Origin of the sequence: Micromonospora ferruginea, from assembly GCF_013694245.2 — a bacterium.
Classification (GTDB): domain Bacteria; phylum Actinomycetota; class Actinomycetes; order Mycobacteriales; family Micromonosporaceae; genus Micromonospora; species Micromonospora robiginosa.
The window spans coordinates 4,014,567-4,033,748 of sequence record NZ_CP059322.2; the positions used below are offsets into that span (position 1 = coordinate 4,014,567).

General features: G+C 73.8%; 17 protein-coding genes. 3 read left to right on the forward strand and 14 right to left on the reverse strand.

The genetic code is table 11. The features are described 5' to 3' along the window. Positions 1 to 7 precede the first annotated feature (7 nt). The 3 genes from H1D33_RS17340 to H1D33_RS17350 form a co-directional block, all read right to left on the reverse strand. Positions 8 to 628 carry an HAD family hydrolase gene (locus tag H1D33_RS17340; protein WP_181572149.1) on the reverse strand — a complete coding sequence of 207 codons (621 nt, stop codon included), beginning with the start codon at positions 626 to 628 and terminating at the stop codon, positions 8 to 10. Next, complete coding sequence (smc, locus tag H1D33_RS17345; RefSeq protein WP_181572148.1) at positions 625 to 4,224, reverse strand: chromosome segregation protein SMC; 3,600 nt, start codon at positions 4,222 to 4,224, stop codon at positions 625 to 627. The genes H1D33_RS17340 and smc overlap by 4 nt, the downstream gene beginning before the upstream one ends. Before the next feature lie 314 nt (positions 4,225 to 4,538). Next, positions 4,539 to 4,733, reverse strand: coding sequence for a hypothetical protein (locus H1D33_RS17350; protein ID WP_107156252.1), 195 nt, complete (start codon positions 4,731 to 4,733; stop codon positions 4,539 to 4,541). 376 nt (positions 4,734 to 5,109) lie between these two features. Between H1D33_RS17350 and H1D33_RS17355 the strand changes: the two genes are divergently transcribed. Continuing rightward, entirely contained in the window at positions 5,110 to 6,441 is a 1,332-nt protein-coding gene (locus H1D33_RS17355; RefSeq protein ID WP_246412046.1) for a CAP domain-containing protein, read from the forward strand. Between the two features lie 79 nt (positions 6,442 to 6,520). Continuing rightward, a complete protein-coding gene (locus tag H1D33_RS17360; RefSeq protein WP_181572147.1) occupies positions 6,521 to 7,393 on the forward strand; it encodes an endo alpha-1,4 polygalactosaminidase in 873 nt (290 codons plus the stop codon). A gap of 53 nt (positions 7,394 to 7,446) precedes the next feature. Here H1D33_RS17360 and H1D33_RS17365 read toward each other — a convergent pair whose 3' ends face one another. From H1D33_RS17365 to rsmD, 10 genes are all read right to left on the reverse strand, one after another. Beyond that, on the reverse strand, positions 7,447 to 8,952 hold the full coding sequence (locus H1D33_RS17365) for an MFS transporter (RefSeq protein ID WP_181572146.1): 1,506 nt from the start codon (positions 8,950 to 8,952) through the stop codon (positions 7,447 to 7,449). Positions 8,953 to 9,153: 201 nt separating this feature from the next. Next, positions 9,154 to 11,364 carry an MMPL family transporter gene (locus H1D33_RS17370; RefSeq protein ID WP_181572145.1) on the reverse strand — a complete coding sequence of 737 codons (2,211 nt, stop codon included), beginning with the start codon at positions 11,362 to 11,364 and terminating at the stop codon, positions 9,154 to 9,156. Between the two features lie 236 nt (positions 11,365 to 11,600). Continuing rightward, complete coding sequence (gene mutM / locus H1D33_RS17375; RefSeq protein WP_181572144.1) at positions 11,601 to 12,458, reverse strand: bifunctional DNA-formamidopyrimidine glycosylase/DNA-(apurinic or apyrimidinic site) lyase; 858 nt, start codon at positions 12,456 to 12,458, stop codon at positions 11,601 to 11,603. After that, the gene (rnc, locus tag H1D33_RS17380; RefSeq protein ID WP_181572143.1) at positions 12,451 to 13,233 is read right to left on the reverse strand and encodes a ribonuclease III; all 783 of its coding nucleotides are present in this window, start codon (positions 13,231 to 13,233) and stop codon (positions 12,451 to 12,453) included. The genes mutM and rnc overlap by 8 nt, the downstream gene beginning before the upstream one ends. Continuing rightward, positions 13,230 to 14,189, reverse strand: coding sequence for a phosphate acyltransferase PlsX (locus H1D33_RS17385; protein ID WP_246412195.1), 960 nt, complete (start codon positions 14,187 to 14,189; stop codon positions 13,230 to 13,232). The genes rnc and H1D33_RS17385 overlap by 4 nt, the downstream gene beginning before the upstream one ends. Positions 14,190 to 14,321: 132 nt before the next feature. Then, positions 14,322 to 14,495: a 50S ribosomal protein L32 gene (rpmF, locus tag H1D33_RS17390; RefSeq protein ID WP_089156974.1), complete on the reverse strand. Its 174-nt coding sequence runs from the start codon at positions 14,493 to 14,495 to the stop codon at positions 14,322 to 14,324. A 5-nt stretch (positions 14,496 to 14,500) separates the two neighbouring features. Then, positions 14,501 to 15,064, reverse strand: coding sequence for a YceD family protein (locus tag H1D33_RS17395; protein WP_181572141.1), 564 nt, complete (start codon positions 15,062 to 15,064; stop codon positions 14,501 to 14,503). Between the two features lie 127 nt (positions 15,065 to 15,191). Beyond that, positions 15,192 to 15,689 (reverse strand): SPFH domain-containing protein, encoded by a 498-nt coding sequence (locus H1D33_RS17400; RefSeq protein ID WP_091064048.1) that lies wholly within the window; start codon positions 15,687 to 15,689, stop codon positions 15,192 to 15,194. A 256-nt stretch (positions 15,690 to 15,945) separates the two neighbouring features. Beyond that, positions 15,946 to 16,422 (reverse strand): pantetheine-phosphate adenylyltransferase, encoded by a 477-nt coding sequence (gene coaD, locus H1D33_RS17405; protein WP_181572140.1) that lies wholly within the window; start codon positions 16,420 to 16,422, stop codon positions 15,946 to 15,948. After that, positions 16,419 to 16,982 (reverse strand): 16S rRNA (guanine(966)-N(2))-methyltransferase RsmD, encoded by a 564-nt coding sequence (rsmD, locus tag H1D33_RS17410; RefSeq protein ID WP_181572139.1) that lies wholly within the window; start codon positions 16,980 to 16,982, stop codon positions 16,419 to 16,421. Before rsmD ends, coaD begins: the two co-directional genes overlap by 4 nt. A gap of 246 nt (positions 16,983 to 17,228) precedes the next feature. On the opposite strand from rsmD, the gene H1D33_RS17415 reads away from it, so the two are divergent. After that, positions 17,229 to 18,170 carry a cell wall anchor protein gene (locus tag H1D33_RS17415; RefSeq protein ID WP_181572138.1) on the forward strand — a complete coding sequence of 314 codons (942 nt, stop codon included), beginning with the start codon at positions 17,229 to 17,231 and terminating at the stop codon, positions 18,168 to 18,170. A 60-nt stretch (positions 18,171 to 18,230) separates the two neighbouring features. On the opposite strand, the gene H1D33_RS17420 is transcribed toward H1D33_RS17415, so the two are convergent. Then, positions 18,231 to 19,169, reverse strand: coding sequence for a serine hydrolase domain-containing protein (locus H1D33_RS17420; RefSeq protein WP_181572137.1), 939 nt, complete (start codon positions 19,167 to 19,169; stop codon positions 18,231 to 18,233). Between the last annotated feature and the right edge of the window lie 13 nt (positions 19,170 to 19,182).

Genomic DNA, 19,182 nt, shown 5'->3' on the forward strand with positions numbered 1-19,182 from the left:
GCCCCGCTCAGCAGGCCAGCGCGGCGCGCAGGTAGCGCAGGTCGGCCGGACCGCTCCAGCGGTGCGCGGAGAGCCCGGCGACCCGGGCGCCGGCGACCGCGCGGTCCTGGTCGTCGACGAAGAGCACCCGGGCCGGCGGGGTGTCCAGCGCCGCGCAGGCGGCCTGGAAGTATTCCTTCGCCGGCTTGTGCACGCCCACCACCGAGGAGTTGACCACCACGTCCAGCTCGTCGGTGAGCCCCAGCGCGGCCAGGTCGGCGTCGAGCAGGTCGGTGGCGTTGGTGCCCAGCCCGACCCGGATGCCGGCCGCCCGCACCTCGCGGACGAACGCCAGCACGTCGGGGTCGACCTCGCCCCGGTAGCGCTGCCACTCGTCGACCGCCGCGCGGGCCCGTGCCGGGTCGCCGACCGAGGGGGTCAGCGCGTCGGCCACGCTCGCCATCCACCCGGCGTGGCTGACCTGTCCGGTGAGCACCGGCTGGAGCAGCCCCCAGGACATCGCGATCTCGCCGAGGACGCCCTCGGTGAGCCCGTACTCCCGCTCGACGCCGGCGGCCACCGCCGGGTCCCAGCGGCGCAGCACGCCGTCGAAGTCCACCAGGAGCGCCGTGGCGCGTTCCCGACTCACTCGTTCGTCTCCTGCCCGTCGTCCTCGGCCCGGTTGAGCCGCTGGCTGATCACCTGGGTCACGCCGCTGCGCATGGTCACGCCGTAGAGCGCGTCGGCGATCTCCATGGTCCGCTTCTGGTGCGTGATCACGATCAACTGGCTCTTCTCCCGCAACTGTGCCAGCAGCGTGATCAGTCGGCCCAGGTTGACGTCGTCGAGCGCCGCCTCCACCTCGTCCATGATGTAGAACGGGCTGGGCCGGGCGCGGAAGATCGCCACCAGCATGGCCACCGCGGTCAGCGACCGCTCGCCGCCGGAGAGCAGCGACAGCCGCTTGATCTTCTTGCCCGGCGGCCGGGCCTCCACCTCGACGCCGGTGGTGAGCAGGTCCTCCGGGTCGGTGAGGATGAGCCGGCCCTCGCCACCGGGGAAGAGCACGGTGAAGACCTGCTCGAACTCCCGCGCCGTGTCCTCGAACGCGCTGGCGAAGACCTCAAGGATCCGCTCGTCGACGTCCTTGACCACGGTGAGCAGGTCACGCCGGGTGGCCTTCAGGTCCTCCAACTGCTCGGAGAGGAACTTGAAGCGTTCCTCCAGCGCGGCGAACTCCTCCAGCGCGAGCGGGTTCACCTTGCCGAGCAGGGCCAGCTCCCGCTCCGCCTTGGCGGCCCGCTTCTCCTGCACCGGCCGCTCGTAGCGGACCGGCTCGGGCACCGGCCGGCCGTCGGACTCGGCGAGCGCGACGTCGGCGTCGGTGGGCGGGACCGGCTGCTCCGGCCCGTACTCGGCGACGAGCGTGGGCACGTCCAGGCCGAAGTCCTCGGCGGCCTTCGCCTCCAACTGCTCGATGCGCAGTCGCTGCTCGGCGCGGGCCACCTCGTCCCGGTGCACCTGGCTGGTGAGCCGCTCCAGCTCGGCGGCGAGCCGCCTGGCCGCGCCGCGTACCTCGGACAGCTCGGCCTCGCGGGCGGCGCGTTCGCGGGCGACGGCGTCGCGGTGCTCCTCGGCCCGGGCGAGCGAGACGGTGAGCCGGGTGAGCGCCTCGCGGGCGCCGCCGACCACGGCCCGCGCGATCTCCGCGCCGCGGGTGCGGGCGGCGCGGCGGGCGGCGGCGCGCTCCCGCGCCGCGCGTTCGGCGGTGGCCTGCCGGGCCAGCGAGTCGGCCCGGCCGGCGATCGATGCGACCCGTTCCTCCGCGGTACGCACCGCGAGCCGGACCTCCATCTCGTTCTGCCGGGCCTGCGGCACCATGGCGGCGAGCTGGTCGCGCTCCTCGGTGGACGGTTCGGCGTCGAGCGGGGTGGCCTCGGCCAGCCGCAGCCGCTCCGCCAGCTCGGCGAGCGCCGTCAGGTCGCGTTCCCGGGCCGCCTCGGCGCGGGCCCGCGACTCGCCGAGCCGGTCGGTTTCGGCCTTGGCCGAGCGGGCCGCCGCGCCCAGCTCGGCGAGCCGGCGGGCGGCGGCGTTGCGGTGGCTCTCCGCCTCCCGCTTGGCGGCGGCGGCGTGCTGCACCGCCTCCTTGGCGGCGGTCACCTCGGCGCGCGCCTCGGTCAGTTGCTCACGCAGCTCGGCGGCGGCGCCCTCGGCGGTGGCCCGGTTGGCCCGGGCCTCCTCCACGGCGGCCTGCACCTCGATGAAGCTGGGCGCCTTGGCCGACCCGCCGGCCGCCGCGTACGCCCCGACCACGTCGCCGTCCGGGGTGACCGCGCGCAGCTCGGGGTTCGCCGCGACCAGCTCGGCCGCGGCGGCGAGGTCGTCGACGAGCGCCACGTCCCGCAGCGCCCGGTGCACGGCCGGGCGGATCCCGGCGGCGCACTCCACCAGGTCGGGTGCCCAGCGGGCGCCGTCGGGCAGCTTCGGGCGCAGCGCGTCCGCGGGGCCGTCCATGCCGGGACCGGCGGGGCTGCCGACCAGCAGGCCGGCCCGGCCGGCGTCGGAGATCTTGAGCAGCCGCATCGCCTCGACGGCCTCGTCCACCCCGCTGACCGCGACCGCGTCGGCGAGCCCGCCCAACGCGGCGGCGAGCGCCGCCTCGTCGCCGGGGGCGACGGTGAGCAGCCCGGCGAGGCTGCCGAGCAGTCCGGGCACCTGGTCGGCGCGGGCCAGCAGCGCCCCGGCGCCGTCCTTGCGGCGCAGGCCGAGCGCGAGCGCCTCCTCGCGGGCCTTCCAGGTCGCGGCGTCCTTCTCGGCGGCGCGTTCGCCGTCGGTGAGGCTGCGCACCGCCGCCTGGGCCTGCTCGTGCACGGCCACCGCCTCGGCGTGCCGGGCGTCCAGGTCGGCGTTGTCCCGGTCGGCCTCGGTGGACTGCTCGGCGACCGCGTCCAGGTCGGCCTGCGCCTTGTCGGCCCGGCCGAGCGCGTCGGTGTGCGCGGCGGCGAGCCGTTCGATCTCCTCACCGGCGCTGGTGGTGCGCGCCCGGGCGGAGTTGACCTGACCGGTCAGCCGGGCCAGCCCCTCCCGCCGGTCGGCGATGGCCTTCGCGGCGGTCACCAGTTCCCGTTCGGCGGCGGCGAGCTGCCGTTCCAGCTCCTGCCGGTGCTCGACCGCCTCGGCGAGCCGGATCTGGTCCTCGGTGAGCGCGGCGCGCAGTTCCTCCTCCTGCTCGCGGACCCGCCGCGACTCCGCCTCCAACTGCTCGGGGTCGCGTCCGGGGCGCTCGTCGTCGCCGGTGGCGCTCAGGTGGCGCAGCCGTTCCCGGGCGAGCTGCTCGATGGACCGGAACCGCTCCTGCAGCGCGGAGAGGCGGTACCAGGTGTCCTGGGCCGCCGCGAGCAACGGGGCGTCCTCGGCCAGGGCCGCCTCCAGCTCGCCGAGCCGGCCCTGCACCTCGCCGTGCTCGCCCTCGATCTGCTCGCGCCGCTCGCGCACCGCGGTCTCGTCGGCGATCTCCTTGTCCAGCGTGGTCCGCAGCGTGTGCAGGTCGTCGGCGAGCAGCCGGAGCCGGGCGTCGCGCAGGTTGGCCTGGATGGCCGCGGCGCGCCGGGCCACCTCGGCCTGCCGGCCCAGCGGCTTGAGCTGGCGGCGCAGCTCGGCGGTGAGGTCGGTCAGGCGGTTGAGGTTGACCTGCATCGCGTCGAGCTTCCGCAGCGCCTTCTCCTTGCGCTTGCGGTGCTTGAGGACGCCAGCCGCCTCCTCGATGAAGGAGCGGCGGTCCTCCGGCTTGGCGTGCAGCATGCCGTCGAGCCGGCCCTGCCCGACGATGATGTGCATCTCCCGGCCGATGCCCGAGTCGGAGAGCAGCTCCTGGATGTCGAGCAGGCGGCAGGAGTCGCCGTTGATCTCGTACTCGCTCTCGCCGGAGCGGAACATCCGGCGGGTGATGGAGACCTCGGTGTACTCGATCGGCAGCGCGCCGTCGGTGTTGTCGATGGTGAGCGTGACCTCGGCCCGACCCAGCGGCGCCCGGCCGGCGGTGCCGGCGAAGATGACGTCCTCCATCTTGCCGCCGCGCAGCGCCTTGGCGCCCTGCTCGCCGAGCACCCAGGCGATGGCGTCGACGACGTTGGACTTGCCGGAGCCGTTCGGGCCCACCACACAGGTGATCCCGGGCTCCAGCTTCAGCGTCGTGGCGGAGGCGAAGGACTTGAAGCCCTTCACCGTCAGGCTCTTGAGATGCACCTTCTCGATCCTCGTCCGGTGGTCGCCGTACCGTCGCCGGCTGCGCGGACCTGGTGAACCCGCAGACTAACCCGCGCCGGGGGCGGCACCGGCACGCGACCCACCCGGTGGGGGCGCCGTCCGCTTTCCGCACCCACCGGCCCGGTCGGGCGAAAACCGCAAGATCACAATTACCGGACGCAATTTCCGGAACCGCCCGCAAGATCGAGAATTGCGGACAACGGCGAAAAGGGTACGCACATGGCTGCGCGCCGGCACTGCGGTGTCGGCGCGCTTTTCGGTGAGGTGCGATTCAGTTTTCCGACGACCGGAACTCAGGTCAGCGCGGGCTCGGCGAGACGGAGGAGGTCATCGGCCTCCGCCGCTGCCGCCGCGAGCCGATCGTTCTCGGCACGCAGACGCGTGATCTCGAACTCCAGTGCCTGAACCCTGGCACGCAGTCGGGTGACCTCGTCGAGCAGACGCCGGTCGGACGCTGCACCTACGTGGCCGTAGAGGGCCTTCGCCATGCTGAACTCCTCGATATGCGCTGCCGGAAAGGCCGGCCAACGCGCGCCCATGATGTTCGCGGCTGTCATTACCCCGGTGTATCGGGGCATGGCTGGGCGCGACTGGCGACACCTATATATTGAGCCGAAACCCCCTCCTTCGTCAAGTTGACGCAGGCCGTAGATCATCTCCACGTCGGCCGGGCCACTCGCCGGGGGGCTGCCACAAGGCGCGGACACGCTCTGTCCGGACGCCTTTACTGTACGCCCCGAGAATGTGTGAACGCCTCACCCTTGCCGTCTGGTTCGCCTTAACTCTTTCTTAGCCACGTTGCCGCAGCTCGGGCCGCGCCGTAGCGTCACCCCGGCCCGCAACCGACCCGTGGAGGGGACAGGCGTGTACCGCTGGACCGACCCGATCGACCCGGATGACGCCTCCCGGCGCCCGGAGCAGCCGACCGACCAGGGTCCGGCGTGGCTCACCGACCGGCCCGAGCCGCGGTCCTCGTACCTCTTCGGGGACGAGCCGGCGCAGCCGCCCGCCGGGCACCTGCCGCCCACCCTCGACGCCGGCCGCTACGGCGACGTCGACGGCCCCGGACCCGGCCCGGCCGGGTACGGCCCCGCCATGCCACAGCCCGGATACCCCGCCGAGCAGCCCGGGTACGCCACCGAGCAGCCGGGATACGCCGCCGAGCGGACCGGACACCTCGCCGCGCAGCCGGGATACGCCGCCGCGCCGGACCACGGCCACGGTGCCGCCGAGACCGGATACGACCCGCATGCGCCGTTCGCGCCGGCCGGCCCCTACCCGCACGCGCCGTTCGCGGCGGCCGGTCCCCACCCGACCGACCGGGACCGGTGGAACGGTGAGGAGCAGCGCGACCGGTGGAACGGTGAGGAGCAGCCGGCCGGCGCCTGGGCGCAGCCCACGGCGGCCTGGCAGCCGGTGACCGACACCCCGCCCGACGACAGCCGGCACCGCCAGAAGCGGCGGTTCTCCCGACCGCTGGTGATCGGCGGGGCCGCCGCGGTCGCGACGCTCGTGGTGAGCCTGGGGGTGGGCGCCGTGCTGCTGCCCGGTGGGGACGGCCCGGCCGAGCGCACCGCCGCCGACGCGCCGGCGCTCGTCGCCCCGGACGGACCGGAGCAGACCGACAGCGCACCGCCCGCCGACGCCCTGGTCCCGGGATCGGCGAGCCCGTCGGCCACGCCGACCACCGTCAAGCCCAGCCCGACGAAGAAGGCCACGCCCCGGCCCAGCCGGACCAAGGCCCCGTCGCGGCAGCTCGAACGCAGCAGCGCGCCGAGCGGCACCACCGCCCGGACCACCTCCTCCGGCGGCCTCAGCTCCGAACTCCAGCAGGTCGTCACCCTGGTGAACCAGGAGCGAGCGAAGGCCGGCTGCAAGGCGCTGACCGTCAACTCCAAGCTGACGCTCGCCGCCCAGCGGCACAGCCAGGACCAGGCCGACCACAAGAAGATGTCGCATGACGGCAGCGACGGCAGCAAGTTCACCGACCGGTACAACCGCGTCGGCTACGCCTTCCGCAGCGGCGCCGAGAACGTGGCGTGGGGCTACGAGAGCGCGGATGCGGTGATGAAGGGCTGGATGAACTCCGAGGGGCACCGGAACAACATCCTGAACTGCTCCTACACCGAAATCGGGGTGGGCGTGGCGCGCAGCAACGGTCCGTACTGGACGCAGGACTTCGGCACCCCGCGCTGATCCGGCGCGTCGTGACCGGGCCGGCGCTCGTTGACCGGGCGGGGGCGGCGTCGGGCCGCCCGCGTCCGGGGAGCTGTCGATGCGGATCCGGCCGGCGTGTGCCGTGCCGCGCTCCCGGCCGGCCCGCGTCCGCCGACGAGGGCCGCGCCGGGGCGTGGCGCTGGCGTTGACCGCGCTGCTGCTCGCCCCGGTCCCGGCCTGCCGGGAGCGGGTCACCGTCCCACCCGGCGCGCCCACCTCCTGGCCGGCCGCGCTGGCCCGCCGCTGGACGTGGCAGTGGCAGCTCACCGGCCCGGTGGACGTCTCCGTGGACGCGGCGGTCTTCCTCCTCGACCCGGTCCGGACCACCTCCGCCGAGACCGCCGCGCTGCGCGCCCGCAGCCGCCGGCTGGTCTGCCACGTCCGGGTCGGCACGTACGCGGCCGGCGATCCGGACGCCGGCCGCTTCCCGGTCGCCGTGCGCGGCGCGGCGGTGCCCGGCCGTCCGGGCGCCCGGTTCCTCGACGTCCGGCGTTGGGAGGCGCTGTCGCCGGTGCTGGCCGACCGGTTCCGGCTGTGCCGGGGCAAGGGTTTCGGCGCGGTGGCGCTGGACGACGCGGACGGCTACCGGCGCCGCTCCGGTTTCCCGCTCGACTTCGACGAGCAGTTGCTGTTCAACCGCCGGCTGGCCGCGCTGGCCCGGCGGCTCGACCTCTCCCCCGGGCTGGTGGACGACATCGCGCAGGTGGCGGCGCTGGCCCCGGACTTCGACTTCGCGGTCAACCAGGAGTGCGTACGCCGGCGGGAGTGCGCGAAGCTGCTGCCGTTCGCCGACGCCGCCAAGCCGGTCTTCCACGTGGAGTACACCGGCGACCCGGCCGCCTCCTGCGTCACCGCGACCGGCTACGGCTTCGCCTCGATCCGCAAGGACCGGGCGCTGGACGCCTGGCGGGAGCCCTGCCCGCTGCCCTGACACGGCGACGCCCCCGCCCCGGGACCGGGGTCGGGGGCGTCGCGGTCGAGGGGTCAGCCGGCGGTGGCGCCGGTGGTCGAGGTCGAGCTGTCGGGGCCGCGCTGCGCCGGCACGCCGGCCTGTTCGGCGCTGAGCGGGGTGGCCAGGTCCTCCAGGGACTTCCCCTCCGCCTTCACGCCGAGCGCCAGCTCCACCAGACCGCCGATGATCATGATGCCGGCGCCGATGGCGAAGGCCAGCACGGTGTCCCCCACCTGGCCGCTGCCGACCAGCTTGGCGAAGAGCAGCGGACCGGTGATGCCGCCCGCGGCGGTGCCGATCGCGTAGAAGAACGCGATCGCCATGGCCCGGGTCTCCATCGGGAAGATCTCGCTGACCGTCAGGTACGCCGCGCTGGCGCCGGCCGAGGCGAAGAAGAGGACCACGCACCAGCACGCGGTCATGGTCACCGCGTTGAGCACGCCGGAGTGGAACAGCCAGGCGGTGCCGAGCAGCAGCACGCCCGAGCCGATGTAGGAGCCGGCGATCATCGGCACCCGGCCGACCGTGTCGAAGAGCTTGCCCAGCAGCAGCGGGCCGAGCAGGTTGCCGACCGCGATGACCGCGAAGTAGTAGCCGCTGTTGCCCGGCGGCACGTCGAAGAAGGTCTGCAGGATCTGGGCGAAGCCGAACGTGATCGCGTTGTAGAGGAACGCCTGACCGATGAAGAGCGAGAAGCCGAGCGTCGCGCGCTTCGGGTAGCGGCGGAACAGCGTCTTCGCGATCTCCAGGAAGTTCGTGCTCTTCCGCTGCCGGATCTCGATGTAGCTGTCGGCCTCGGTGAGGTCCTTGCCGGTCTCCCGCTCGACCTCGGCCTCGACCGAGTCGACGAGACGGTTCGCCTCGTCGGCCCGCCCGTGGATGAACAACCAGCGTGGACTCTCCGGCACGTGCCGGCGGACCAGCAGGATCACCACGCCGAGGACCGCGCCCAGACCGAACGCCACCCGCCAGCCGAGGTTGGTCGGCAGGCCGTTGAGCAGCGGTACGGTCAGCAGCGCGCCGAGCGCCGCGCCGAGCCAGAACGTGCCGTTGATGATGATGTCGATGCGGCCCCGGTGGCGGGCCGGGATCAGCTCGTCGATCGCCGAGTTGATGGCCGCGTACTCGCCGCCGATGCCCATGCCGGTGAGGAACCGGAACAGGAAGAACCACCAGGTGTCGAACGAGAGCGCGGTCAGCGCGGTGGCGACCAGGTAGAGGCCGAGGGTCAGCAGGAACAGCTTCTTGCGGCCGAACCGGTCGGTGAGCCACCCGAAGAAGAGCGCGCCGGTGCAGGCGCCGGCCACGTAGAGGGCGGCGGCCAGGCCGGTGACCTGGCTCTGGGTGATGTCCAGGCCGCTGCCCGGCTCGGCCAGCTTGCCGGACAGGTTGCCGACGATGGTCACCTCGAGGCCGTCGAGGATCCAGACCGTGCCGAGACCGATCACGATCATCCAGTGCCAGCGGGACCACGGGAGCCGGTCGAGGCGGGCCGGGACGTTGGTCCGTACGGTGCCGGTCTGCACGTCGGCGCTCATGACGCGCTCCGACCTGTCGGGAAGGCCGGAGCACTCGTAAGCGCCTCCGGCGAGAGCTCTTCATCCATGGCGGCCCAGATGCCCCGCCGCCAGGCGCGTTAATCCTGCTCGGGGCATCCGGCTGGGTGCCGGCTGGATGCCGGGTGAGAGGCGGCTGAGGGGCGGACGGGGGCCGGATCCGGACGATCCGGCCCCCGTCGGTCAGCGGGCGCCGACCAGCTCCGGCGCCGGGGCCGGCGGCGGCTCGGCCGGCGGGGTGGCCGCCCGGCGGCGCAGGAAGCGCGGCGCCCACCAGTTCGCGTCGCCCAGCAGGGTCATCACCGACGGCAGCACCACCGCCCGGATGATCGTGGCGTCCAGCAGGATCGCCGCCGCCAGCCCGATACCGAGCTGCTTGAAGTCGATCGTGCTGAGCGTGGCGAAGATCGAGAAGACCCCGACCATCACGATCGCCGCGCTGGTCACCACGCCGGCCGACGAGGTGATCCCGTGCGCCACCGCCTCCCGGTTGGGCATGCCGCGGTCGACCGCCTCGCGGATCCGGCTGACCACGAACACGTGGTAGTCCATGGAGAGCCCGAACAGCACCACGAACAGGAACAGCGGCAGCCAGGTGACGATCGCGTCCATCGAGGTGAAGCCGAGCAGCCCCTCCGCCCAGTGGCTCTGGAAGACCAGCACCAGCAGGCCGTACGCGGCGCCGGCGGAGAGCAGGTTCAGCAGGATGGAGGTGAGCGCCACCACCACCGACCGGAACGTCCAGGCCATCACCAGGAACGTCAACGCCAGCACGAACGCCGCGACCACCGGCAGCTTCGCCCAGATGTGGTCGGCGTAGTCCTCGCTGGCGGCCACCCCGCCGCCGACCGCGTACTCGATGCCGGGGATGCCGTCCAGCGCGGCCGGCACCAGGTCACGGCGCAACTCGTGCAGGGACCGGGCCGCCTCGTCGGAGCGGCTGGCGTACGGCGTGGCCACCTCCAGCACCGACACCCGCCGGTCGGCCGACACCTTGATCTCCGGGCCGTCCCCCTCGGCCGGCGCGAAGAGCGGGTCGGTGGCGGCCCGGCCGGCCAGGCCGGTGAGCGCGGCCCGCACCCGGTCGGCCTGGTCGGCGGGCGCCCGCACGGCCACCGTGTGACTGGTGCCGTTGCTCGGGAACGCCGCGGTGAGCCGGTCGTACGCCTGCATGGCCGGGGTGGTGCGCGGCACGTCCTCGGCGCCGGGGAACTTGAGCTTCATGCCGAGCGCGGGCGCGGCCAGGGCGAGCAGCAACCCGACCGAGACCAGCAGCGTGGCCACCGGCGCGCGCAGTGCGGGGCGCAGCACGGCCGGCCAGAACCGGGGACGTGCCTGGTGACCACGCGGCGCGGTGAGCCGCCACAGCAGCGGCACCCGGGGCCGGTCGACCCAGCGGCCCAGCTTCGCCAGCAGCGCCGGCAGCACGGTCAGCGAGCCGATCACCGCCACCGCGACCACCAGGATCGAGCCGACCGCCAGCGACGAGAAGATCGCGTCCTGGGCGAGCAGCAGGCCGCCCATCGAGATGATGACGGCGGTGCCGGAGACCACCACGGCGTGTCCGGAGGTCTCCGCCGCGATCTCCACCGCGTCGAGGCCGGACCGGCCCTTGGCCCGCTCCTCGCGCTCCCGCCGCACGTAGAACAGCGAGTAGTCCACGCCCACCGCCATGCCGATCAGCAGGATGACGCTGGCCGTGGTGTCGGTCGCCGGCACCAGGTGCGAGGCGAGCGTGGAGAGGCCCATCGCGGCGGCCACCGAGGAGAGCGCCAGCAGCACCGGCACGCCGGCCGCGATCAGCGCACCGAACGCGATGATCAGGATCGCCAGCGTCACCGGCAGGCTGAGCAGCTCGGCCCGCTTGAAGTCCTTGCCCAGGGTGTCGTCGAGCGCCTTGTCGATCGACGGGCCGCCGACCTGCTCCACCCGCAGCTCGGGGTACGCCTGCTGCACCTGGGCGGTGGTGTCGCGCAGCGGCTGCACCCGGTCCCCCGCGCTCTCCGGGTCGCCGGCCATCGTGATCGGCAGCAGCAGCGCCGTCCCGTCCCGCGACGACATCGGCGTACCCACCGACGCCACGCCCTCGACCTGCCGCAACCGGTCCGCGGCGTCCTGCGCGACGGCCTTCGCGGCGGCCGGGTCCAGCGTGCCCGACCGCGCGGTGATCAGCACGTTCTCGGTGGCCGGGTCGTGGAACCCGCCACCGTCGACGATCAGCTCGGCCCGGCCGAACTCGCCGATCGCCTGATCCGCGTCGGTGGCCTCGTTCAGTCCGGCGGCGTTGCCGCCGACGAAGCACACCGCGACGAACACCACCCACAGCGCGATGGCCCGCCAGGGATGCTCCGCACTCCACCGCGCCAGCCGCACGGTCACCGGTCGCCTGCCCATATCCGGGTTCCCCCTCCAGACGTCGGCCCCGTGCCGACCTCTGGAGACGTTAGGCAGCCGAGGCGGCCCGGACATCGGGGAACGGCCCCGGCTCCTCCCCGATGGGGCAGGCCCTACCGGGCGGCCGGAACCGGCCGCGCCGGTCGCGCCAAAAAGGGCATTTCAGGGTACGTTGCGGCGGGCCCCCGGGTCCGGTCCGGTGCGGCACACCCGCGCAACCCCGAACCGGCTCGGGGTCATCCCCGGAGGGTGCCCCGGGGGCGCGGCTGGCAGCGCGGGCAACTGTAGGAGGACCGGTTCATGAACGCCTCGCGCCGGATCGGCGCGCCGCAGCGCGGACAGGGCTCGCCCTCCCGGCCGTACGCGTTCAGCGACCGGTCGAAGTAGCCGCTCTCGCCGTTGACGTTGACGTACAGCTCGTCGAAGCTGGTGCCGCCTTGCTTGATCGCCTCGCCGAGCACGTCGCGCACGTGGCCGAGCAGCCGCAGCGCGGCCGGGCGGGTCAGCGCGTCGGTCGGCCGGGCGCCGTGCAGCCTCGCCCGCCACAGCGCCTCGTCGGCGTAGATGTTGCCCACCCCGGAGATCAGCGTCTGGTCGAGCAACGCCCGCTTGATCTCGGTACGCCGGCGGCGCAGCGCCGCCACGAACCCCTCGTCGGAGAACTCCGGGTCCATCGGGTCGCGGGCGATGTGCGCGATCTCGGCGGGCAGCTCCGCCCCGCCGGCGGAGACCGACAGCCCGCCGAACGTGCGCTGGTCGACGAAGCGCAACTCCGGCCCGTCGTCGGCGAACCGGAACCGGACCCGCAGGTGCAGCTCGTCGGCCGCGCCGGGCGGCTGCAGCAGCAACTGGCCGGACATGCCCAGGTGGCCGATCACCGCGTCCCCGCTGTCCAGCGGCAGCCACAGGTACTTGCCCCGGCGGCGGACGTCGGTGATCGTCCGGTCGGCCAGCACGTCGGCGAAGTGCGCGCCGCCCGGCGCGTGCCGGCGTACCGCCCGGGGGTGGCGCACCTCGACGGTGGTGATCCGCCGGCCGACGACCCACTGGGCCAGGCCCTGCCGGACCGTCTCCACCTCGGGCAGTTCAGGCACGGCCGGCGCCCGCCTCGGCGTCCTCCGGGTCGGCCGCCGCCACCCGGGCCGCCGCCTCGGCCTCCGCCTGCTCGGTCAGCATCCGCCAGGCCGACTCGGCGGCCCGCTGCTCGGCCTCCTTCTTGCTGCGCCCCTCCGCGCCGCCGTACCGGTTGCCGGCCACCACCACCCAGGCGGTGAACGTCTTCAGGTGGTCCGGGCCGGTGCCCTCGATCCGGTATTCCGGGACGCCCAGCCCGAGCGCGGCGGTCAGCTCCTGGAGGCTGGTCTTCCAGTCCAGCGCCGCGCCCCGGCCGGCCGACTCGGCCATCAGCGGGTCGAACAGCCGGTGGATCACGATGGCGGCGGTGTCCAGGCCGTACTGGAGGTAGATGGCGCCGAGCAGCGCCTCCAACGTGTCGGCGAGGATGCTCGCCTTGTCCCGGCCGCCGGTGGCCTCCTCGCCCTTGCCCAGCAGCAGGTAGGCGCCGAGCCCGTCCGGGCCGAGACCGCGCGCCACGTCGGCCAGCGCGCGCATGTTGACCACACTGGCCCGCAGCTTCGCGAGCTGCCCCTCGGGCAGGTCCGGGTGGTTGTGGAAGAGCGCGGTGGTGATCACCACGCCGAGCACCGAGTCGCCCAGGAACTCCAGCCGCTCGTTGGTGGGCAGGCCGCCGTTCTCGTACGCGTACGAGCGGTGGGTCAGCGCGCGCTCCAGCAGCTCCGGGTCGAGCGACACGCCGAAGGCCGCCTCCAGGTGGCTGACGGGAGCACGCCGCCGCTTCTCGTTGGTCATGGTGCTACCTCGGTGTCGTTGCGGTCAGGTGCGGGATCGTGCGGGATCTCGGCGAGCAGGGCACGGACCGTCCCGGTGGCGTCGCGACGCCAGAGGTGGGCGGCCAGGGCGATGCCCGAGGCGACGTCGTCCGGGCCGGCGGCGCCGTGGCACACCACCACGGTGCCGCCCACCCCGAGCAGGGCCGCCGCGCGGGGCGCGCCGCCGTTCGCCGGCGGCCCGCCGGCCATGGCGTACGCGCCCTCGATGGCCTTCAGCAGGACGTTGCCGGTGAAGCCGTCGGTCACCACCACGTCGACGCGGGCGCCGAGGGAGATGTCGTACCCCTCGACCAGGCCGACGTAGCGGGCGCCGCAGGGCAGCGGCACGGCGGCGAGGGCCGGGTCGGCGGCCCGGCGCAACCGGTCGCCCTTGCCCGCCTCGTGGCCGACGGAGAGCAGCCCCACCCGGGGCGCGGCGACGGCGTGGGCCACGGCCGCGTAGGCGGCGCCGAGGACGGCGTGCCGGGCCAGCGTGGCCGGGCCGGGTTCGAGCGTGCCGCCGACGTCCAGCAGCACCACCGGCCCGTCGACCGCGGGCAGCGTGGCGACCAGCGCGGGTCGGCGTACCCCGGGCCAGCGGCCCAGGCCGAGCGCGGCGGCGGTGACGGTGGCGCCGGTCGAGCCGGCGGAGACCACGGCGTCGGCGAGGCCGTCGTGGACGGCCTGCACGGCCGAGCGGACGGAACTCTCGCCGCGGGCGGCGGTCGGATGGTCGGCCATGCCGACGGCGGTCCGCACCGGGCGGACCGTGACCCGGGCGCGCTGCGCCGGATCGAGCGCACCGATCAGCCCGTCGGCGACCTCGGTCGGACCGACGAGCAGCAGGCGCAGGTCGGGGTCGGTGCGCACCGCCCGCAGAGCGCCGTCAACCACGACGGCGGGAGCATCGTCCCCGCCGAGGAGGTCGACGGCGATCCGCGCGGTGCCCGGCTCCGTCGGCCCGCCGGCCGGGGAACGGTCGGCGGCGGAGGGAGCCGGGGCACCGGGCGTCGGCCGTGGTGCGCGCGCCACCCGAGATCTGGTCGGGGGCGTCACTCGGCGTCCAGGTCAGACCTCGAGGACCTGGCGGCCGTTGTACGTGCCGCAGACGGAGCAGGCGGCGTGCGGCAGCTTCGGCGACTTGCACTGCGGGCAGGCAACGGTCGCCACCACCGAGGCCTTCCAGTTCGCCCGGCGGGCGCGGGTGTTGCTGCGCGACATCTTGCGCTTGGGGACGGCCACGGTTCCTACTCCTCTGTACGGTTCAGTTGCGACAGGCCCGCCCAACGCGGGTCGATCTGCTGGTGACTGTGGTCGGCCGGCAGATCGTCCCAGTGCACCCCACACTCGGGGCACAGGCCTGGGCAGTCCTCCCGGCAGAGCGGGTTGGTCGGCAGCGCGAGCACCACCGCGTCCCGCAACGCCGGCTCCAGGTCGATCAGATCGCCCTGCATCCGGCCCACCTCGTCCTCGTCGGTCGTCTCGTCCGTGGTGCTGTCCTCGTACGCGTACAGCTCCTGGACGTTGACGACCACCGAGTCGTCGATCTCGCGCAGGCAACGGCCGCACTCACCCCTGGCGGAACCGGTGACGGTTCCGGAGACGAGCACACCCTCGGACACCGACTGCAACCTCAGGTCGAGGTCGAGGTCCGCGCCCTCCGGCACGCCGATCAACTCCACGCCGAGGTCCGCCGGTGCCGCCACGACCCGCCGGAGCTCACGCAACGCTCCAGGGCGACGCGGCAGGTCCCTCGTGTCGAGGACCAGCGGCGCCCTGGGGTCGAGTTGGCGAGGCGAATGTTTGGGCATAGTCAGACTCCGGCCGTGAGAGGCCGACAAAAAAGGTTACCTGGCAGGGGGGCGGACCGTCGAACCGGGGGCGGACCCCGCCCCGGCGCGACGGCAGCCGGCTGTCGGCGACCGGCCCGTGCGCCGCTCAGAAGGGTAGCGGGCGCTCCGCCTCGTCCCCCGCGAAGGTGCCGATCTCGCGCAGCGCGTGCATCTTGTCCCGGCCACGCTCTATCGAGGCCAGCGCCCGGGTCAGGAACTGCTCGAAGTTGGCCAGCGCGGTGTCGACGTAGTCGTCCACCTCCTCGCGGAGGCGCTGCGCCTCGGCGCGCGCCTCGGCGATGATCCGGGCGCCCTCGTGCTCGGCCGAGACGGTGATCTCGTTCACCGAGACGAGCCGGGCGTGTTCCGCCTCACCCTCGCTGATGATCCGGTCGGCCTCGCGCTTGCCGGCCTCCATGATCTTGTCCCGCTCCTCCAGCAGCGCGGCGGCGCGGCGCAGGTCGGCGGGGAGCTCGGCGCGCATCTCGTCGAGCGCCGCGATCATCTCGCCGCGGTCGACCATGCAGTTGTTGCGCGACATCGGAACGGAGCGGGCCTGCTCCACCATGGCGATCAGTTCGTCGATGCGATCGAGCGGGTCCACCGGCGCCTCACTCCCGTCTTCGTCGGCCGCCCTCCATCATGCGGCCTGCGCCCGGTTTCGGCGCTGCCCCCATCATGTCGCGCCCCGACCACTCGCGCCCTACCCGCCCCCACCCGGCGCGTCGCCCCCACCCCGCCCCCGTCCCCGCCCCACCTCGTCGATCTTGCACTTTCTGCCCCGACATTCCGCCCGGAACAGGGCGAACGACGGGCCGAAACTGCAAGATCGACGGGGAGGGGTGGTGAGAGTGAGGGGGTTAGGGGCGTAGGCGGGTTATCAGCTGTTCGCGGACCAGGTCGGGGACGTGGGCGGAGATGTCGCCGCCCCACTTGGCCACGTCCTTGACCAGGCTGGAGGAGAGGAAGGAGTAGAGCGGGTTGGTCGGCATGAAGAGCGTCTCCACGCCGGCCAGGCCGACGTTCATCTGGGCCATCTGCAACTCGTAGTCGAAGTCGCTGACCGCGCGCAGGCCCTTGATCAGCACGCTCGCCTGCTGGTCCCGGCAGAAGTCGACGAGCAGGCCGCGGAACGACTCCACCCGCACGTTGTCGTACGAGGCGGTCACCTCGCGGAGCATCTTGATCCGCTCCTCGACGCTGAACAACCCCTGTTTCGACTGGTTGATCAGCACTCCGACGATCACCTCGTCGAAGAGCCGGCTCGCCCGGCCGATGATGTCCAGGTGACCATTGGTGACCGGGTCGAACGAGCCCGGGCAGACCGCACGTCTCATGATCGGCGACCGTACCAAAGGGTGGTCTCGCCGTAGCGGCGACTGCGCTCCCCGGTGACGCCCTCCACCCAGCCGGGCGGGCCGCTGCGGCTGGCCCGCTCCACCACCACCAGGGCGTCCGGGGCGAGCCAGCCGCCGTCGACCAGCGCGGCCAGCATCGCGGTGAGCTCCGCGTCCGGCACCGCGTAGGGCGGATCGGCGAAGACCACGTCGTACGGCCCGCCCTCCGGCCCGGACGCGAGCACGCCGCCGACCCTGCCGGTGACCAGGCGGGCGGCCGGGGCGGCCCGCAGCGCGGCGATGTTCTCCCGGATCACCCGGGCGGCCCGGGGGTCCGACTCGACCAGCAGCACATGGGCCGCGCCCCGGGACAGCGCCTCCAGGCCGACCGCGCCGGAGCCGGCGTAGAGGTCGGCGAACCGCGCCCCGGTCAGGTCGAGGTCGGCCTGCACGGCGCTGAACAGCGCCTCCCGCACCCGGTCCGAGGTCGGTCGGGTGCCGGCGCCGGGCGGCGCGGCGATCCGCCGTCCACCGAGCGTGCCGGCCACGATCCGGGTCACCGTCGTCCCCTGCGCATGCCCCGACGCTACGCGACGCCGGAAACGGACCCGAGGACCACCCGGAGCGACGAACCGTGACCCCTCGTGCATCAATGATCTCGGATTCATAACGGACCCTTTACGACCCGTAGATCGCGGTAACGCCCGCACTGTCGATCTCGCTAGGGTCTGCCCGGTTGCCGCGCGGACGCGTGATTTCGGGCCGTCCGCCGCCCCCTCCCATCCTCCCCCTCCTCAGGAGAAGACGTGAACCGTCTCCACCTCCGGCGTGCCGCCGTCCTCACCGCCGGCGCGCTGATCGGCCTCGCGGGCGTGGCCACCGTCGCCGCCCCGGCCTCCGCCCACCACCCCGAGCCGTCCGGCAGCTACTGCGCCGCCAAGGACGGCACGGTCACCGTCACCTGGTCGGTGATCAGCAGCGAGCGAGACATCTCCGGGCGCATCACCAAGCTCGAGTCCACCGTGCCCGGCGACGTCACCGGCGGCCTGGCCGTGGGCGCGGAGCTCAAGAAGCAGAGCGACGGGCCGCTGACCGGCACCCAGACCCACACGTTCACCGGCGCGATCCCCGAGCTGAAGCTGACCGTCGGGGCGCACTGGGACCGCGGCCGCGAGTCGCACGACGGCGAGCGCACCGTGGTCGCCCAGCCGAGCCTCGACTGCGACGTCCCGGAGAGCCCCTCGCCGTCGCCCTCGTCGCCGTCCCCGTCGCCGAGCGTCACCCCGGAGCCGACCGAGTCGCCGGAGCCCACCCCGACGCCGTCCGCGTCCACCCCGCCGAGCCCGTCGGCCACGCCGTCCGCGCCGGCCGAGCCGATCTTCAAGCTCGACCAGGACTGCGACTCGATGACCTTCACCGTGGAGAACCCGGCGAAGGGCGTCCCCTTCACCGCCACGCTGACCACCGAGAAGGGCGTCACCAAGAAGCTCGTCTCCGAGCCGGGCAAGACCACCTCGGTCGAGTTCGACGCCTACCGGGGCCTCAAGGTGACCGTCAAGTACGACGTGGTCGCCGACTCCGAGACCATCCCGTACACCCAGCCGGAGGACTGCTCCGGCCAGGGCGGCGGCCTGCCGGTGACCGGCCCCGCCGCCGGCGCCATCGCCGGTGGCGCGGTGCTGCTGCTGGCCGCCGGCGCGGTGCTCTACGTGGTGGCCCGCCGCCGCCGGATCAGCTTCACCGCCTGACCCGAACCGCCACGAGGGCGCGTCGACCACCCGGGTCGGCGCGCCCTCGCCGTCTCGTGGTCAGGCGGTGGCCCGGTCCAGGACCGACGTGACCGCCATCGGGTTGACCTCCGCCTGGTTGGACAGCAGCACGAGCCGCTGGTCCTCCTCGGGCAGCCAGGCGGCGAACGCCTTGTAGCCGCCGTTGTCCCCGGAGTGGTGGACCGCCCGCCGGCCGGCCAGCGGGCCGACGAAGAACCCGTAGCCGTACGCCTCGCCGGGCCGGCCGGTCGGTGCGTGCGGCGCGATCATCGCGGCCACCGACGACGGGCCGAGCAACCGGCCCCGGCGCGGCACGTCGAGCCAGGTGAGCAGGTCCGCCCCGGTGCACCAGACGTCGCCGGCGCCCATGCTCACGGTCGCCAGGTCCCACGACGGCACCGGCCGCCCGCCCTCGTGCCCGACCGCCACGTCCGGTCGCCCGGCACCGGACCCGGCGAAGCTGTCGGTCATGCCGAGCGGCGCGAAGACCTCCTCGGCGAGGAACTCGGCGTACGGCCGGCCGGTCACCCGCTCGACGGTCCGGGCCAGCAGCACGTAGCCGGGGCTGCTGTAGTGCCACGCCGCGCCGGGCCGGAACAGCGGCGGCACGGCCGCGAACGCGGCGAGCAGCTCGTCCGGCTCGGCCGGGGCGACGAGGTCGACGGCCGGGTGCTCCTCCCAGTGGCCCAGCCCCGAGGTGTGGGTGAGCAGGTGGTGCAGCGTGATGCCGGACCACGCGGGCGGCGGGTCGGGCAGCCACCGTACGACCGGGTCGGTCAGGCGGAGCGTGCCGCGCTCGGCGAGCAGCAGCACCGCGACGGCCGCCATCTGCTTGCTGATCGAGGCGATCTGGAACCGGGTCGCGGAGGTGCAGGGCGCGCCGGTGACCTCGTCGGCCACGCCGGCGACCCGGTCCACCAGGAGCTCGTCGCCCCGGGCCAGGAGCAGCACACCGCGATCGTGCGAAAAGATCGACATCTGCCGGAGCCTA

Bases quoted from the DNA above. Each gene is read 5' to 3' on its own strand.
- H1D33_RS17365 (WP_181572146.1), bottom strand. From the start codon at position 8,952: ATGAGCGCCGACGTGCAGACCGGCACCGTACGGACCAACGTCCCGGCC.
- H1D33_RS17395 (WP_181572141.1), bottom strand. From the start codon at position 15,064: ATGCCCAAACATTCGCCTCGCCAACTCGACCCCAGGGCGCCGCTGGTC.
- H1D33_RS17420 (WP_181572137.1), bottom strand. From the start codon at position 19,169: ATGTCGATCTTTTCGCACGATCGCGGTGTGCTGCTCCTGGCCCGGGGC.
- H1D33_RS17370 (WP_181572145.1), bottom strand. From the start codon at position 11,364: ATGGGCAGGCGACCGGTGACCGTGCGGCTGGCGCGGTGGAGTGCGGAG.
- H1D33_RS17360 (WP_181572147.1), top strand. From the start codon at position 6,521: ATGCGGATCCGGCCGGCGTGTGCCGTGCCGCGCTCCCGGCCGGCCCGC.
- H1D33_RS17350 (WP_107156252.1), bottom strand. From the start codon at position 4,733: ATGGCGAAGGCCCTCTACGGCCACGTAGGTGCAGCGTCCGACCGGCGT.
- coaD (WP_181572140.1), bottom strand. From the start codon at position 16,422: ATGAGACGTGCGGTCTGCCCGGGCTCGTTCGACCCGGTCACCAATGGT.
- rnc (WP_181572143.1), bottom strand. From the start codon at position 13,233: ATGACCAACGAGAAGCGGCGGCGTGCTCCCGTCAGCCACCTGGAGGCG.